Genomic DNA, 15,207 nt, shown 5'->3' on the forward strand with positions numbered 1-15,207 from the left:
GGTGGGATGGGGTGGCGGAACCCCCTCACTCCGGCGCGAAGGCGCGCAGGAAGATGTCGGCCATCTCCCCGGCCTCGTGGTCGCGCTCGGCGGCCGATAGCGCATGTCCCCAGATCATCCGCTGCTGCACGCCGAGGCAGAGCGAGGCGAGCACGCGGGCGGCGAACAGCGGCTCGGCGCGGCGCAGCTGCCCCGCATCCATCGCGCGCTCGAAGAACGCGGCCAGCATCTGCTGGGTGGGCAGGGGGGCGCGGCGATAGAAGATGTCGCCGATCTCGGGAAAGCGGGCGACTTCCGAGGCGATCAGCCGGTGAAGTCGCAGTCCGTCGGGCGAGCAGACCTTGGCGAGGAAGCCCTTGCAGAACTGGCGCACCGCCGCGCCGACATCTTCGCCGGGCTTGAGCACATCGGCGAGCTGGGCGCGATACTCCTTGGTCGCGTCGTCGAGCACCGCGGCAAACAGCTCTTCCTTGGACGGGAAATAGCTCCACAGCGTGCCCTTGGACCCGCCCAGCTCGGCCGAGATCGCCGACATCGATGCGCCCGAATAGCCCTGGTCGAGGAATACGCGCTTGGCGATCGCCAGGATCGCCTCGCGGCGTTCCTCCTTGCGTGCCTCACGCTTGCCGGGCGCCTTCTCCGCTATTCTTGTCATAACCGTACTATAGGGTACGATTTTGGGTTGACAAGATGCCGGGTCGCGCCCATTTGCGACGCCGTACCAGACAGTACGGTATTTAAATCATGACTCGATTCTTTCTTCGCCCGCTGCTGCTCACCGCGACCGCCGGGACCGCGCTTCTTTCCGCCTGCGCGCCAGTGCCGAACCTCGGTGCCCGCCCCGAAGTGCGTGCGGCGACGGCCTATGCCGCCGACCAGTCGCTGGCTGCCAGGGCCGATGCCTCGAACTGGCCCGCGAACGACTGGTGGAGCGCCTATGGCGACGCCCAGCTGAGCAGCCTGATCGCCGAGGGCCTGGCCGACTCGCCCGATCTCGCCGCTGCCGCCGCGCGGCTACGCTCGGCCCAGGGCTATGCCCAGCAGGCCGGCGCCGCCTTGCTCCCGTCGGTCGGCGTCCAGGCCGGCGCGACCGAGGGCAAGCAGAGCTACAACAACGGCATCCCGCCGGCCTTCGTACCCAAGGGCTGGAACGACAGCGGCCATGTCGATGCGAATCTGAGCTTCGATCTCGACCTGTGGGGCAAGAACCGCGCGTCGCTCGCCGCCGCCACTTCGGATGCCGAGGCCGCACGGATCGAACTCGAGCAGTCGCGCCTTGTCCTCTCGACCAACATCGCCAGCGCCTATGCCGATCTCGCCCGCCTCGCCGCGCAGCGCGAAGTCCAGGCCAAGGCGCTCGAGCTGCGCACCCAGACGCAGAAGCTGGTGAGCGACCGCGTCACCAACGGCCTCGATACCCGCGCCGAATTGAAGCAGGCCGATGCCGCTGTTCCCGCCGCCCGCGCCGATCTCGCCGCGACCGACGAGGCGATCGGCCTCACCCGCAACCGCATCGCGGCGTTGCTCGGCAAGGGCCCGGACCGCGGCCTCACCATCGCGCTTCCCGTCGGCCCGGCCGAGACGCACGGGCTTCCCGCCGGCGTCACCACCGACCTGATCGGCCGCCGGCCGGACATCGCCGCCGCCCGCGCCCGGGTCGAGGCCGCCGCCAGCCGCATCAAGGTGGCGCGCGCCGACTTCTACCCCTCGGTCAACCTCAGCGCGCTGATCGGCTTCCAGTCGTTCGGCATCGGCAACCTGTTCAAGAGCGGATCGACCTATGGCTCGGTCGGCCCCGCCGTCAGCCTGCCGATCTTCCGCGGCGGCGCGCTTGCCGGCCAGTACAAGGGCGCGCGTGCCGGGTTCGACGAAGCGGTCGCCACCTATGATTCGACCGTCACCACGGCCTATCGCGAAGTGGCCGATGCGGTGACCAGCAAGAACGCCCTGGTCACCCGTCTCTCCGAGAGCCGCCAGGCGCTGAGCGACTCCGAGGCTGCCTATTCGATCGCCCGCCAGCGCTATGAAGGCGGGCTCTCGACGTTCCTCGACGTGCTGACCGCCGAGCAGAGCGTGCTGCAGAACCGCCAGATCGTCGCCGACCTCCAGGCCCGGGCCTTCACGCTCGACGTCCAGCTGGTCCGTGCGCTGGGCGGCGGCTTTTCCACCAACACCGCGGCCGCCGCCGCAACCAAGGACTCGACCCATGGCTGATGCCGAACCCAATCTCCATGTCGCGAACGCCGCGCCCGAAGCCGCTGCTCCGGAAGCCCCGGCCAAGCCGAACCTGCGCAGGCGCCTGCTGACCGGCATCGCCGGCGCGGTGCTGGTCGCCGGCGTCGGCTATGGCGGCTGGTATGCGCTGGTCGGCAGTCACTATATCAGCACCGACAACGCCTATGTCGGCGCCGATACCGCCAGCGTGACGCCGATGGTCGCCGCGCAGGTCGCAGGCGTCGCGGTGTCCGATACGCAGGTGGTGAAGAAGGGCGATATCCTCGTCCAGCTCGACGACAGCGATGCGCGGATCGCGCTCGCCCAGGCCGAGGCCGATCTCGCCAAGGCCCGCCGCCAGTACGGCCAGACCTCTGCCACGAGCGCTGCGCTCGCCGCGCAGGTCCAGGCCCGCGGTGCCGCTATTTCCCGAGCCCGTGCCCAGCTCGTCGCCGCCGAGGCGGATTACGAGAAGGCGCGGGTGGGCCTCGCCCGGCGCCAGCGCCTAGCCCCCAATGGTGCGGTGTCGGGTGAGGAGCTTACCTCGGCGACCAACGCCTTCTCCTCGGCCAAGGCCAATCTGGAGCTGGCACGCGCCGGTGTGGCGCAGGCCAACTCGACCCGCGGCGCCGCCAGCGGCGAGCTGGCCGCGAACAACGCGCTGATCAGCGGCACCACCGCCAATTCGGCACCCGAGGTGCTCGCCGCCCAGGCCAGGGTCGATCAGGCCCGGCTCGACCTGACGCGCACCGTGATCCGCGCGCCGGTCGACGGCGTCGTCACCCGCCGCGCGGTCCAGGTCGGCCAGCGCGTCGCCCCGGGCGCGCAGCTGATGCTGATCGTCCCGGTCGGCCAGCTCTATGTCGATGCGAACTTCAAGGAAGGCCAGCTGACCAAGGTGAAGGTCGGCCAGCCGGTGACGCTCAAGTCCGACCTCTATGGCGGCGGCGTCGAGTATCACGGCAAGGTCGTCGGCCTGTCGGGCGGCACCGGCTCGTCCTTCGCGCTGATCCCGGCGCAGAACGCCACCGGCAACTGGATCAAGGTGGTCCAGCGTCTGCCGGTGCGCGTCGCGCTCGACCCGAAGGAACTCGCCGCGCATCCGCTGCGCGTCGGCCTTTCCATGGACGCCGAGATCGACGTCTCGAAGAACTGAGGATCGGGCCATGAACGGCAAGGCCGAGGAAATGGCGCCGCTGAAGGGCGTGTCGCTGATCCTTGCGGGCGTGGTGCTCGCGCTCACCAACTTCATGGTGGTGCTCGACACCACCATCGCCAACGTCTCCGTGCCGCACATCGCCGGCAGCCTGGGCATCTCGGGCAGCCAGGGGACGTGGATCATCACCTCCTATGCCGTGGCGGAGGCGGTATGCGTGCCGCTCACCGGCTGGCTCGCCGGCCGCTTCGGCACGGTGCGCACCTTCACCTTCGGGATGATCGGCTTCGGCGTCTTCTCGGTGCTGTGCGGCCTGTCGAGCTCGCTCGGCATGCTGGTCGCCTGCCGCATCGGCCAGGGCCTGTGCGGCGGCCCGCTGATGCCGCTCAGCCAGACGCTGCTGATGCGCATCTTCCCGCCCCAGCAGCGCGCCCAGGCGATGGGCGTCTGGGCGATGACCACCGTCGTCGCGCCGATCCTCGGCCCGATCCTCGGCGGCACCATCTCGGACAGCTGGTCGTGGCACTGGATCTTCTTCATCAACATCCCGGTCGCCGCGCTCTGCGCCTTCGGTGCGATGCGCCTGCTGTCGAAGGTCGAGACCCCGACGAGCCAGCTGCGCGTCGACCGGGTCGGCCTGATGCTGATGCTGCTGTGGATCGGCGCGCTGCAGATCATGCTCGATCTCGGCCGCGAGCATGACTGGTTCAACGACGGTACCATCGTGATGCTCGGCGTGATCGCGCTGATCGGCTTCCTGGTGTTCCTTGCCTGGGAAGGGACCGAGGACCAGCCGATCGTCGACCTGCGGGTGTTCCGCCACCGGGGCTTCACCGTGGCGGTGGCATCCCTGTCCTTCGCCTTCGCGACCTTCTTCGCCTCGGCGGTGATCATCCCGCAATGGCTGCAGACCAGCATGGGCTACACGGCGACCTATGCCGGCTATGCCACTGCCTTTACCGGTGTGGCGGCGGTGATCATGTCGCCGATCGTCGCCAAGCTCAGCACCAAGGCCGATCCGCGCGCTTTGGTCTGCTTCGGCATCCTCTGGCTCGGCTTCACCTCGCTGCTCCGTGTCCACTGGAACAGCCAGGCGGACTTCTGGAGCCTCGCCTTCCCGCAGATGCTCCAGGGCATCGGCATGCCCTTCTTCTTCATCCCGCTGACCACGCTCGCGCTGGGCTCGGTCAAGCCGGAGGAGACGGCGTCGGCGGCGGGCGTGATGAGCTTCCTGCGGACGATGGCGGGTGCGATCGGCACCTCGATCGCGACCACGGCCTGGGACGACAGCGCCCGGGTCGCGCGCAGCGAGCTTGCCTCGAAGCTCAACAGCGACGGCACCGTCAATGCGCTGGCGGCGCAGGGCTTCTCGCTCGACCAGGCGCGCGCCTCCATCGCCCAGCTGGTCGACAAGGAGGCGTTCGCGCTGGCGACGAGCCATATCTTCCTGCTCTCGGCGATCGTCTTCGTCGCCGCGGCGATGATCATCTGGCTGACCCCGCGCCCGACCCGCGCGGTCGGCCCCGGGGCGGCGCACTAAAGGCGGCGGCTCGCGGCCTAGCGCGCGAGCCGCACCGTCACCGTGGTCGACAGGCCGGGCCGCAGCCGGGACAGCGCCGGCTGGTTGGCATCGAGCGCGATGCGCACCGGCACGCGCTGGACGATCTTGGTGAAATTGCCCGATCCCGGCTCGAACGGCAGCAGGGTGAATTCCGATCCCGATCCCGGCGCGAAGCTCTCGACATGGCCGGTCAGCACCGCGTCGCCCAGCGCATCGACATGCACCCTGGCCGGCTGGCCGGCGAGCATGCGCGCGGTCTGGGTCTCCTTGAAATTGGCGACGACATAGAGCTGGCGGCTGGGCACCAGGGTCAGCAGCCGCGTGCCGGGCTGGACGAAGTCGCCGGGCTGGGCGCGGCGATTGCCGACCACGCCGCCCACCGGCGCGCGGACCAAAGTGTAGCTCTCGTCCTGCTCGGCGAGGCGCAGCGCGGCGCGGGCGCGCTCGGCGCCGGCCCGGGCACTTTCCAGCGCGGCGAGCAGGCTGTCCTTCTGCGCGATCGTCACCCCCGCCTTGTCCTGCGAAGCGGCGAGGCTGGCGCCGCTCTGGCGCGCCTTGGCCCGCGCGTCGAGCAGCGCCGCGTGGATGCGCTCGGCATCGCGGCGGGTGGCGAAGCCCTGGGCGAGCAAGGCCTGGTAGCGGGCATCATCGGCCTCGGCGCGCTGAAGCTCGGCCGAGGTCGAGGCGATCGCGGTCCGCACCACCGCGACGTCCGCGCTCGCCAGCCTTGTCTCGGCGCCATGCGACTTGATCGCGGCGAGTGCGGCGGCGACTGCGGCATCGGCGTCGCGCACCGCAGCGCGCGCGGCATCGAGCCGGGCGGCGAACTCGCGGTCCTCGATCCGAACCAGTGGGTCGCCTGCCTTCACTTCCTGGTTATCGCGGACCAGCAGCTCGGCGATCTGCCCGCCGATCCGCGCCGAGACGATCGTGCTGTCGGCGCGCAGATAGGCGTTGTCGGTGGTCTCGCTCGATGCCGGGCTGGTGATCCACAGCGCGCCGCTGGCGGCGAGCAGCACGGCGACGCCGCCGGCAAGGGCAGCCTTGGGCAGCTTGCGCCGCTTGCCGGTCTCGGCCTGCTCGCTCATTGGCTGATCACCAGCAGGGTGGAGGTGGCGGAGGCGAGCAGCCGGCCCTCGGCATCGACGAGCTTCGCCTCGGCAAAGGCGACCCGGCGGCCGATCGACAGGACCGTGCCGGTCGCGCGGACCGGGCCGGTATTCTCGGTCATCGCGCGGTGATAGGCGATCTTGAGCTCGAGCGTGGTGTAGCTCTGCCCCTCCGCCAGCGCGCTGTGGGTGGCGATGCCGCAGGCCGAATCGAGCAGGGTTGCGGCATAGCCGCCATGGATCGTGCCGAGCGGGTTGTAGGCGCGCCGGTCTGGCACGCCCTCGAATACCGCATGGCCCCTGGCGACCTCGACCAGCGCGAAGGCGAGCGTCTCGCCGATCGGCGGCTGCTTGCCGGCGGCGAGCAGCGCCTGCACCTGTTCCAGCCCGGTCATTGTGCGGCTTCCAGCCTGTAGCGCGTGCGGATCGCAGCGGCGGAATCGGCGAGGATCGCGTCGGACTCGGCGGGGTCGGCCACGGCGCGGGACAGCAGCAGCGCGCCGGCCAGTTCGGACAGCATCGAGCGGCCGGCCAGCTGCGCATCGGCGACGCCATGCCGCTCCAGCGTCTCGCCCAGCCAGCCGGACAGCGCGGCGATGCCCTGGCCGAAGCGGGTGCGCGCCTCGGGCTCGAGCCGCGCCATGTCGCCCGAAAGCGCCGCCACCGGGCAGCCGCGGCCGCGCGCATCACGGTGCCGGGGGGAGAGGTAGAAGCCGACATACTTGTCGAGCGCCGCGCGCGGGTCGGTCTTCGCCTGGTCGCGGTCGAAGCGGTTGCGGGCCTCCTCGAACATCACTCCGATCGCCTCGGCGACCAGCGCGTCCTTCGATCCGAAATGCGCATAGAAGCCGCCATGGGTCAGCCCGGCCTGCTTCATCAGCGCGGCCACGCCGACGCCTTCCGGCCCCCTGGCGCGGATCGCCGAAGCGGCTTCCTTCAGGATCTTCTCCCGCGTCTTCCCGCGGTGCTCGGCATCGTAGCGCATTGCGCATCCTTGTTTTATATTACGACTATCATATAATGATCCTCACACCCGTTCAAGAGGCCCGGATGGCGCAGACGATCGATCCCCAGGCGCTGCCCGACAGCCGCAAGTTCCTGATCTTCGGCGTGATGGCGTTCGGCCAGTTCATGGCGCTGATCGACATCCAGATCGTCGCCGCCTCGCTCAACGAGGTGCGCGCCGGGCTGTCGGCGAGCTCGGACGAGATCAGCTGGGTGCAGACCGCCTATCTGATGGCCGAGCTGGTGATGATCCCCTTCGCCGCCTTCCTCGCCCAGGCGCTGTCGACGCGATGGCTGTTCGCGCTCTCCGCCGGACTGTTCACTCTGGCGAGCGCGCTGTGCGGCCTGGCGTGGAGCATCGAGTCGATGATTGCCTTCCGTGCGCTTCAGGGGTTCGTCGGCGGGGCGATGGTGCCCACCGTGTTCGCCACCGGCTTTGCGATGTTCACCGGCAAGCAGCGTGCGATGATCCCGGCGATCCTCGGCATGGTGTCCGTCCTCGCGCCGACCCTGGGGCCGACGCTGGGCGGCTGGATCACCGATGCCGCCGGCTGGCGCTGGATCTTCTACGTCAACATCCTGCCCGGCGCCGCGGTGACCGCGCTCGCCCTGTTCTGCATCCGGGTCGACCTGCCCAATCTGGCGATGCTCCGGCGGATCGACTGGATGCACCTCGCCGCCATGGCGGTATTCCTGGGCGGCCTCGAATATGTGCTGGAGGAGGGCCCGCGGAACGACTGGTTCCAGGACCGCGCCATCGCCACCGGCGCCTGGCTGAGCTTCGTGGCACTCCTGCTGTTCCTCGAGCGCTCGTTCCGCTCCGAGAACCCGATCGTCAACCTGTCGCCCTTCCGCAAGCCGACCTTCGTCTTCGCCTGCGTGTTCAACCTGGTGATCGGCTTCGGCATCTATTCGGCGACCTACCTCGTCCCCGTCTTCCTCGGCACGGTGCGCGGCTACAACGCGGCGGAGATCGGCACGACGGTGTTCATCGCCGGGGTGGTCCAGATGCTGGGGGTGCCGATCGCGGCAGGCCTGTCGCAGCGGCTCGATCCGCGGATCATGATAACCTTCGGGCTGAGCCTCTTCGCCGCGGGGCTGTGGCTGTTCAGCTTCATGACGCCCGAATGGGGGTTCCACGCGCTGCTCTGGCCGCAGGCGGTGCGCAGCTTCGCGATCATGCTGTGCATCGTGCCGAGCGTGAACCTGGCGCTGGCCGGGTTCGAGGGGCCCGAGCTGCGCTACGCCTCGGGCCTGTTCAACCTGATGCGCAACCTGGGCGGGGCGATCGGCATCGCGCTGGTCAACACCTGGCTGCAGGACAATGCCCGGCTCCACATGCTGCGCCTGGGCGAGGCGCTGGGCGTGGCGGGCCGCACCAGCGGCGAACTGATCGAGAACCTCGCCGCCTATGCCCGCAGCTACACGCCCGACAGTGCCGAGGCGCTGCTGATGGCGCAGGGCGTGGCGGGCCGGCTGGTCCAGCGCGAGGCGATGACGCTTGCCTTCAACGACGTGTTCCGGGTCATGGCCTTCCTGTTCCTCGCCGCGCTGGTGCTGGTGCCGTTCTGCCGGCGGCCGAAGGTCTCTTGAGCCCTCTCCCCGGAGGGGGAGAGGGAAACCTAAGCCGCCGCCCGCGCGTCGAATGCCTGGCGTGCCTCCTCGACCATCGCGAGATGCTCGAACGTCCAGACGTGCAGCGCCTTGAACGGCCCCTGGAGCGAGCGGCCTAGCGGGGTGATCTCATATTCCACCGCCACCGGCGACAGCGGCAGCACGCGGCGCAGGATGATCCCGTTGCGCTCCAGCCGGCGGAGGCACTGGGTCAGCGCCTTCTGGGTCACGCCCTCAAGGTGGCGCTTGATCATATTGAACCGCAGCGGCCCGCCATCCAGCACCGCGAGCACCATCATCGACCATTTGTCGGCGATCTGGTCGAGCAGCTTCCGGCTCGGGCATTCGGCCGAGAAGCGGGTGGGATCGCAGATGGGCAAAGTATCCTCCGATATACCTGGGCGATTGCAGGTGCGTTCTTGCGCCCAAGTTTACATCATATACCTAGTCTCGTCCAACCAACATGGATTTCACGCCCCATGCCCGACAGCGATACCCTGTTCCGCCCCTTCGAACTTGGCAGCCTCCGCCTCGAGAACCGTATCGTCATGGCCCCCATGACCCGCAGTTTCGCGCCCGAAGGTATCCCCGGCGAACCGAACGCAGCCTATTATCGCCGCCGGGCCGAAGGCGGCGTCGGCCTGATCCTGTCCGAGGGCACGGTGATCGACCGCCCGGCATCGCGCAACGAAGCCGGAATCCCCTTCTTCCATGGCGAGCGGGCGCTGGCCGGCTGGCAGGGCGTGATCGACGCGGTGCACGGCGCCGGAGGCAAGATGGGCCCGCAGATCTGGCACACCGGCTCGACCCGCAGCCAGGGCGGCTGGGAACCGGAGAGCCCGGTCGAGAGCCCCTCCGGCCTGCTCGGTCCGGGTACGCCGCGCGGCGAGGTGATGAACGAGGAGGCGATCGCCGACACCGTCGCCGCCTTCGCCCGCGCCGCGGCCGACGCTAAGCGCCTCGGCTTCGACCTGGTCGAGCTGCATGGTGCGCATGGCTATCTGATCGACCAGTTCTTCTGGTCGGGCACCAACGAGCGTGCCGATCGCTATGGCGGCGCCTCGATCCGCGAGCGCGCGCGCTTCGCCGGCGAGGTGATCGCGGCGGTGCGTGCGGCGGTCGGCCCCGATTATCCGCTCGCGCTGCGCGTCAGCCAGTGGAAGCAGCAGGACTTCGCCGCGCGCCTCGCCGAGACGCCGCAGCTGATGGAAGACTGGCTGCAGCCGCTGGTCGAGGCCGGCGTCGATATCCTCCACTGCTCGCAGCGGCGCTTCTGGGAGCCCGAGTTCCCGGAGATTGACGGCGAGGAAGGGCTGAATTTCGCCGGCTGGGCGAAGAAGCTCACCGGCGCCGCGACGATCAGCGTCGGCTCGGTCGGCCTGTCGGGCGAGTTCATCGCGGCGTTCGGCGGCGAGGCCTCGACCAGCGCGGGGATCGAGAAGCTGATCGCGCGGATGGAGCGCGACGAGTTCGACCTGATCGCCGTCGGCCGCGCGCTGATCAGCGACCCGAACTGGGTCGAGAAGATCCGCACCGACGATACCGGCAGCCTGAAGGGATTCGATCGCTCGGTGCTCGCCGAGCTGGTTTGAGCCGAAAGGGGCGGGGCGGCTCCATAGTCGCTCCGCCAACACAGGCGGCTCCCTGCTCCGCCGTCCGATCGCGTCCGCGGTCATCAACATGTCATGCCAGGCGTCTTTGAGAGGCGCCTCCATGCCTTCGCCGATTCGGCCGGCGGCAATCCCGTGGGTCACGAGCGGCTGATATCGAATGGATGAGGATCTCGTCTCAGCCTGGATCGGCAGGGAAATCCTCCCGCATGAGCGGGGAGTGCGTAGCTGGCTTGCCCGCCGCTGGGGGCATGTCCTCGATCCGAACGACGTTATCCAGGAAGCCTATTGCCGGATCGCTAGCCTGGGTTCCGTCGATCATATCCGCAGCCCGATGGCCTATTTCTATCGGACCGCCCAAACGGTGGCCGCGGACATCATGCGTCGTTCCGGCGTAATTAATTTCACGTCGATGACCGAAATCGAATGGTTGAACGTCATGGATAGTGCGCCACTGGCAGATCGAACGATAGCAGCGGCGCAGGAAATCGAGCGAGTGAACGGGGTGCTGTCGGAATTGTCCGATACCGCCCGGAAGGCGATCGAGCTGCGACGGATAGAAGGCGTATCGCAAAGAGAGACGGCGGAGCGCCTGGGCGTGAGCGAGGATGTCGTACGGAATCATCTTGTGCGCGGCGTGCAGAAGGTCCTCCAGCGGCTGGCGGCCCAGGACGCCGAGATGAGTGGCGACGCGCGGGAGACTATGGAACAAAAGGCAGAAGCGGTTGATACCTCCCGGTCTCTCTAACAGCATCGACGACCAGGCCGCGCATTGGGCGGTCGAGGCTGGCTATGGCGACATGTTGCCGGAACGCCGGGCGACGCTGGATGCCTGGCTGGCGGCCGATCCGCGCCATCGGGGCGCGTTCGTGCGCGTCCGCGCGGCGATGCATGTGATGGAAGGTGCGGTCGTCGGCGCGCCGGCGGCTCCGGCATCGCCCGTGGCGGCCCGGACAGCCTCCGTGTTCGACAGCGGCAACAGCGGCGGCCACGCTGCCGGCGACCATGCGCGTCCGCGCAGAGGCCTGATCCGATGGGGCGGACGCGCCGCCGCGATCGGCTCAGCGCTGGCCGCGTCCGTCGCGGTGCTGGTGACCGCCGGCGTGCCGGTTTTCGGCCCCTTCAAGCTTGTCGAACCTGCCAGCGCCGAAGAGGTAGTGATGCTTCAGGACGGCTCGATGGCTACCTTGCGGCATCACGCGAAAATCGAGGTCCATCTCTCCGCCAATTTCCGCAATGTGATCCTGCTCAATGGGGAGGCGCTGTTCCGGGTGGCGAAGGATAAGGCACGCCCCTTCGTCGTCCGATCCGGCGAGGTGTTCGCGCAGGCGACGGGCACCGTCTATTCGGTCGCCCGGGTCGGCGCGACCGGCGGCACGGTGAAGGTGAAGCAGGGCAGCGTGCTGGTCTGGTCGCGCGACGAGCGGGATCAGGCCGTGTTGCTGCACGCCGGCGATGCAGTGACGCTCGACCTGGGGCAGCCGCAGCCGGCGGCCTCCAGGACGGTCGCCAGGCCCGCGCTGCCACCCCCCGATCTCGCCCAGATCTCGCTCGACAATGTGCCGATCAAATCGGCCGTGGCCCGCTTCAACCGCGTCAACAGCATCAAGATCGTCATTGCCGATCCGGAAATCGCCGATACGCGGATCGTCGGCTTGTTTGGTGCGAACGATGTCGAGGAATTCGCGCAAGCAGCCGCGGCGTTGTCCGGCGGGAAGGTCGAGCGCAGTGGAAGAATTATTGTAATAAAACCTAAATAAAACTGCCACTAGAAATTAATTTTCCATTTCGGACCGAAATCGAAAAATCCCCCGTCATTCGCTTTGAACGCATCAAGCGTCGGGGAACTATGATGAACGCTCACTTACATCGATCCGTTGTTTCCATGGCGGCGGTCGCCACGGCGATCGCCATACCTGCCATGGCCCAGGCGCAGACCCGCAGCTTCAACATCCCGGCACAGTCCGCATCGAGCGCGGTTCTCGCCTTTGCCCGCCAGGCCGGCATCCGGGTGATCGTCGCGGGGCGCGATACCGATGGCCGCACCACCAACGCCGTCCAGGGGGATCTCGAGACGCGCGAGGCGCTCGACCGGCTGCTCGCGCGGACCGGCCTGATCGTCCGCTCCTTCGACAAGGGTATCGCGATCCTGGGGGTGTCGCCCGATCAGACCGCGGCCACGGAAGCGCCCGCCGAGGATATCCAGGTCACCGGCACCCGCATCATCCGCAACGGCTATGACGCGCCGACGCCGACGACCGTGCTCGGCGAGGAGGAGATCCGCCGCAAGGCGCCGGAGAATATCGCCGATGTCGTCACGCTGCTGCCGGGCGTCGCCGCGGGCAATTCCCCCGCGCAGAATACGGGCACCACCAGCTCGGGCTATACCGGCGTCAATTCGCTGAACCTGCGCAACCTCGGCTCGAGCCGGACGCTGGTGCTGCTGGACGGCCGGCGCCTGCCCGCTGCCACGGTCAACGGCTCGATCGTCGACATCAACGTCATTCCCAACGCCTTCATCAAGCGGGTCGACGTGGTGACCGGCGGCGCCTCGGCGGCATGGGGCTCCGATGCCGATGCCGGCGTCGTCAACTTCGTCCTCGACAAGGATTTCACCGGCGTTCGGGGCAAGATCCAAGGTGGCGCCACCACCGAGGGCGACCGCAAGAACTATACGCTGTCCCTGGGTGCCGGCGCCAGGTTCGCCGGCGATCGTGGCCACCTGCTGGTTAGCGCCGAGCATTCCTATATCGAGGGCATCGATGGCCTGCCCCGCGACTGGTATACCGGCTATCGGACCTTCGCCAATCCGAACTGGACGGCGACCAACGGCCAGCCCAGATATCTCTCGCTAGAGCATGTCGGCTATGCATCGATCACCCCGGGCGGCGTCGTCACCTCGGGGCCTTTGCGCGGCGTCTATTTCGGCCAGAACGGCACGCCGGGGCAGCTCAACTACGGCACGCTGCTCACCTCGGACACCTTCGTCGGCGGCGACTGGCAATATACCGACTGGTCGAAGAACACCCAGTCGTTCCTGAACGCCAATTCGCGCCAGAGCGCCTTTGCCCGCGTCAGCTTCGATGTGAGCGACCGCGTCCAGCTGTTCGGTCAGTTCCTCTTCACGCGCTCCCACGTGACTTCGGCGGCACCGCCGACGATCGCGGGCAACACCGTCCGCCGCGACAATGCCTTCCTGCCCGAGAGCATCGGGCTGCGCATGGATCAGCTTGGGCTGACGACGCTCAGCATCGGTTCGTCGAACGCGGATCTCGGCAAGCGCACCTACAGCAGTGACCATTCACTCTACCAGTATCTCCTCGGCGCCAACGGGTCGGTCGGCCTGTTCGGGACCGATTTCACCTGGGAGGTGTCGGGCTATCGCAGCATCAGCAAGATCGGCCAGGACGTGCTGGTGCCGATCAGCGCCAACTTCACCAAGGCGCTCGATGCGGTCCGCGGCCCCAATGGCACGATCGTCTGCCGCTCGACGCTCACCGATCCCACCAATGGATGCGCGCCCTATAATCCGTTCGGCGTCGGCGTGAACAGCAGCACCAGCATCCAGTATTTCATGAGCACCGACTGGGTCCGCCAGACGATCCATCAGGACGGTTTCGCCGGCACGCTGCGCGGCGAGCCCTTCTCGACCTGGGCCGGCCCGGTCTCGATCGCCACCGGCGTCGAATATCGCCGGGATTCAGCGGAGGGCACCGCCAATCCCATCGGCCTGGCCGACGGCTTCGGCAACGCGAACTACAAGCCGATCCACGGCTCGGTGAACGTGAAGGAAGGGTTCGCGGAGGTCGTCGTTCCGCTTCTCAAGGACATGTTCTTCAAGTCGCTCGACTTCAATGGCGCGGTGCGCGCTACCGACTACAGCTCCTCCGGCTTCGTCACGACCTGGAAGACGGGCCTCACCTTCGCGCCGATCGACGATGTGAAGATCCGCTTCACCCGGTCGCGCGATATCCGTGCGGGCAATCTGTCCGAACTGTTCGCCGCCGGCTCGACGGGGTCCGCCGTTGCGTCCGATCCGTTCCTCGGCGGACAGACCTATACCGTCCAGCAGGTCACCACCGGCAATCCGACCATCCGTCCGGAGAGGGCCGATACGATCACCTTCGGTGCCGTGGTCACGCCGCGGGCCATTCGCGGCCTGTCGCTGTCGGCGGACTATTGGGACGTGAAGATCCGCGATGCGATCACCACCGCATCGAGCAGCTCGACCGTCGACCAGTGCTTCAAGGGCGACCAGGACCTGTGCGACAACATCGTCCGCGGCGGCGACGGCAAGATCAAATACATCTATGTCCGGCCGGTGAACCTCGACCTGTTCTGGGCGCGCGGCATCGATTTCGAGGCGAGCTATCGGGTGCGCATGTCCGATATCGCTGCGTCGCTGGGGTCCGGGAGCCTCTCGATCCGGGCGCTCGGCACCCTCAACCTCAAAAATGGTAGCGAGAGCGGTATCACCGGCATCTTCAATTCCAGCCTGCGGGAAGGCGGCGCGCCGCGCTATCGCTATCTGATCGACCTTGCCTATCACACGGGATCGTTCGACGTGTCGCTGACCGGGCGCGGGATCAGTGCGGGCGTCCGCGATGCCACCTTCATCGAATGCACCGCCAATTGCCCGGGCGGGAACAACACGATCAACATCAATCGTGTCGACGGCGCCTTCTATATCGATGGCTCGGTGAGCCATGCCATCGCCAAGGGCGTCGAGGGCTTCTTCGTCATGACCAATATCGCCAACCGCTCGCCGATTCCGTCGGCCGACGGGCCGGGGTTCAGCTCGGCGCAGTTCGGGTACAACCGCACCTATTCCGACACCGGCCGCGCCTTCCGCGCCGGCATCCGGTTCGAGCTTTAGGCCGCGGACGGGCAGGCGTCCTTCCCGAGGCGATCGGGAAGGGCGCCGCTGCCCGCACGCCG

At 67.9% G+C, this 15,207-nt stretch carries 13 protein-coding genes; 8 read left to right on the plus strand and 5 right to left on the minus strand.

What is annotated here, in order from left to right:
- Positions 1-25: 25 nt before the first annotated feature.
- Positions 26-655, minus strand: coding sequence for a TetR/AcrR family transcriptional regulator (locus tag J2W22_RS07220; protein ID WP_307117573.1), 630 nt, complete (start codon positions 653-655; stop codon positions 26-28).
- Between the two features lie 89 nt (positions 656-744).
- On the opposite strand from J2W22_RS07220, the gene J2W22_RS07225 reads away from it, so the two are divergent.
- From J2W22_RS07225 to J2W22_RS07235, 3 genes are read left to right on the plus strand one after another with little or no spacing between them, the layout of a single operon-like run.
- Positions 745-2,214: an efflux transporter outer membrane subunit gene (locus J2W22_RS07225; RefSeq protein WP_307117574.1), complete on the plus strand. Its 1,470-nt coding sequence runs from the start codon at positions 745-747 to the stop codon at positions 2,212-2,214.
- Positions 2,207-3,370, plus strand: a complete 1,164-nt coding sequence (locus J2W22_RS07230; RefSeq protein ID WP_307117575.1) for an HlyD family secretion protein — start codon at positions 2,207-2,209, stop codon at positions 3,368-3,370. Before J2W22_RS07225 ends, J2W22_RS07230 begins: the two co-directional genes overlap by 8 nt.
- A gap of 10 nt (positions 3,371-3,380) precedes the next feature.
- Positions 3,381-4,910 (plus strand): DHA2 family efflux MFS transporter permease subunit, encoded by a 1,530-nt coding sequence (locus J2W22_RS07235; RefSeq protein ID WP_307117576.1) that lies wholly within the window; start codon positions 3,381-3,383, stop codon positions 4,908-4,910.
- A 17-nt stretch (positions 4,911-4,927) separates the two neighbouring features.
- Here J2W22_RS07235 and J2W22_RS07240 read toward each other — a convergent pair whose 3' ends face one another.
- From J2W22_RS07240 to J2W22_RS07250, 3 genes are read right to left on the minus strand one after another with little or no spacing between them, the layout of a single operon-like run.
- Positions 4,928-6,019, minus strand: a complete 1,092-nt coding sequence (locus J2W22_RS07240) for an HlyD family secretion protein (protein ID WP_307117577.1) — start codon at positions 6,017-6,019, stop codon at positions 4,928-4,930.
- On the minus strand, positions 6,016-6,435 hold the full coding sequence (locus J2W22_RS07245) for a PaaI family thioesterase (protein ID WP_307117578.1): 420 nt from the start codon (positions 6,433-6,435) through the stop codon (positions 6,016-6,018). The genes J2W22_RS07240 and J2W22_RS07245 overlap by 4 nt, the downstream gene beginning before the upstream one ends.
- Entirely contained in the window at positions 6,432-7,025 is a 594-nt protein-coding gene (locus J2W22_RS07250; protein ID WP_307117579.1) for a TetR/AcrR family transcriptional regulator, read from the minus strand. Before J2W22_RS07250 ends, J2W22_RS07245 begins: the two co-directional genes overlap by 4 nt.
- A gap of 65 nt (positions 7,026-7,090) precedes the next feature.
- Here J2W22_RS07250 and J2W22_RS07255 point away from each other — a divergent pair, with 65 nt between their 5' ends.
- The gene (locus tag J2W22_RS07255) at positions 7,091-8,638 is read left to right on the plus strand and encodes a DHA2 family efflux MFS transporter permease subunit (RefSeq protein WP_307117580.1); all 1,548 of its coding nucleotides are present in this window, start codon (positions 7,091-7,093) and stop codon (positions 8,636-8,638) included.
- 29 nt (positions 8,639-8,667) lie between these two features.
- Here J2W22_RS07255 and J2W22_RS07260 read toward each other — a convergent pair whose 3' ends face one another.
- Positions 8,668-9,039, minus strand: coding sequence for a winged helix-turn-helix transcriptional regulator (locus tag J2W22_RS07260; protein ID WP_307117581.1), 372 nt, complete (start codon positions 9,037-9,039; stop codon positions 8,668-8,670).
- Positions 9,040-9,138: 99 nt separating this feature from the next.
- On the opposite strand from J2W22_RS07260, the gene J2W22_RS07265 reads away from it, so the two are divergent.
- The 4 genes from J2W22_RS07265 (at position 9,139) to J2W22_RS07280 (ending at position 15,145) form a co-directional block, all read left to right on the plus strand.
- A complete protein-coding gene (locus J2W22_RS07265) occupies positions 9,139-10,251 on the plus strand; it encodes an NADH:flavin oxidoreductase (protein WP_307117582.1) in 1,113 nt (370 codons plus the stop codon).
- A 178-nt stretch (positions 10,252-10,429) separates the two neighbouring features.
- On the plus strand, positions 10,430-11,017 hold the full coding sequence (locus J2W22_RS07270) for an RNA polymerase sigma factor (protein WP_307117583.1): 588 nt from the start codon (positions 10,430-10,432) through the stop codon (positions 11,015-11,017).
- Entirely contained in the window at positions 10,953-12,029 is a 1,077-nt protein-coding gene (locus J2W22_RS07275) for a FecR family protein (protein ID WP_307117584.1), read from the plus strand. Before J2W22_RS07270 ends, J2W22_RS07275 begins: the two co-directional genes overlap by 65 nt.
- A 125-nt stretch (positions 12,030-12,154) precedes the next feature.
- Positions 12,155-15,145: a TonB-dependent receptor gene (locus tag J2W22_RS07280; RefSeq protein ID WP_307117585.1), complete on the plus strand. Its 2,991-nt coding sequence runs from the start codon at positions 12,155-12,157 to the stop codon at positions 15,143-15,145.
- Positions 15,146-15,207: the final 62 nt, after the last annotated feature.

Source organism: Sphingomonas kyeonggiensis, from assembly GCF_030812785.1.
GTDB lineage: Bacteria > Pseudomonadota > Alphaproteobacteria > Sphingomonadales > Sphingomonadaceae > Sphingomonas > Sphingomonas kyeonggiensis_B.

Coding starts and splice junctions, on each gene's coding strand:
- J2W22_RS07240 (WP_307117577.1), bottom strand. CDS start 6,019: ATGAGCGAGCAGGCCGAGACCGGCAAGCGGCGCAAGCTGCCCAAGGCT.
- J2W22_RS07245 (WP_307117578.1), bottom strand. CDS start 6,435: ATGACCGGGCTGGAACAGGTGCAGGCGCTGCTCGCCGCCGGCAAGCAG.
- J2W22_RS07230 (WP_307117575.1), top strand. CDS start 2,207: ATGGCTGATGCCGAACCCAATCTCCATGTCGCGAACGCCGCGCCCGAA.
- J2W22_RS07265 (WP_307117582.1), top strand. CDS start 9,139: ATGCCCGACAGCGATACCCTGTTCCGCCCCTTCGAACTTGGCAGCCTC.
- J2W22_RS07220 (WP_307117573.1), bottom strand. CDS start 655: ATGACAAGAATAGCGGAGAAGGCGCCCGGCAAGCGTGAGGCACGCAAG.
- J2W22_RS07225 (WP_307117574.1), top strand. CDS start 745: ATGACTCGATTCTTTCTTCGCCCGCTGCTGCTCACCGCGACCGCCGGG.
- J2W22_RS07255 (WP_307117580.1), top strand. CDS start 7,091: ATGGCGCAGACGATCGATCCCCAGGCGCTGCCCGACAGCCGCAAGTTC.
- J2W22_RS07270 (WP_307117583.1), top strand. CDS start 10,430: ATGGATGAGGATCTCGTCTCAGCCTGGATCGGCAGGGAAATCCTCCCG.
- J2W22_RS07235 (WP_307117576.1), top strand. CDS start 3,381: ATGAACGGCAAGGCCGAGGAAATGGCGCCGCTGAAGGGCGTGTCGCTG.
- J2W22_RS07280 (WP_307117585.1), top strand. CDS start 12,155: ATGGCGGCGGTCGCCACGGCGATCGCCATACCTGCCATGGCCCAGGCG.
- J2W22_RS07250 (WP_307117579.1), bottom strand. CDS start 7,025: ATGCGCTACGATGCCGAGCACCGCGGGAAGACGCGGGAGAAGATCCTG.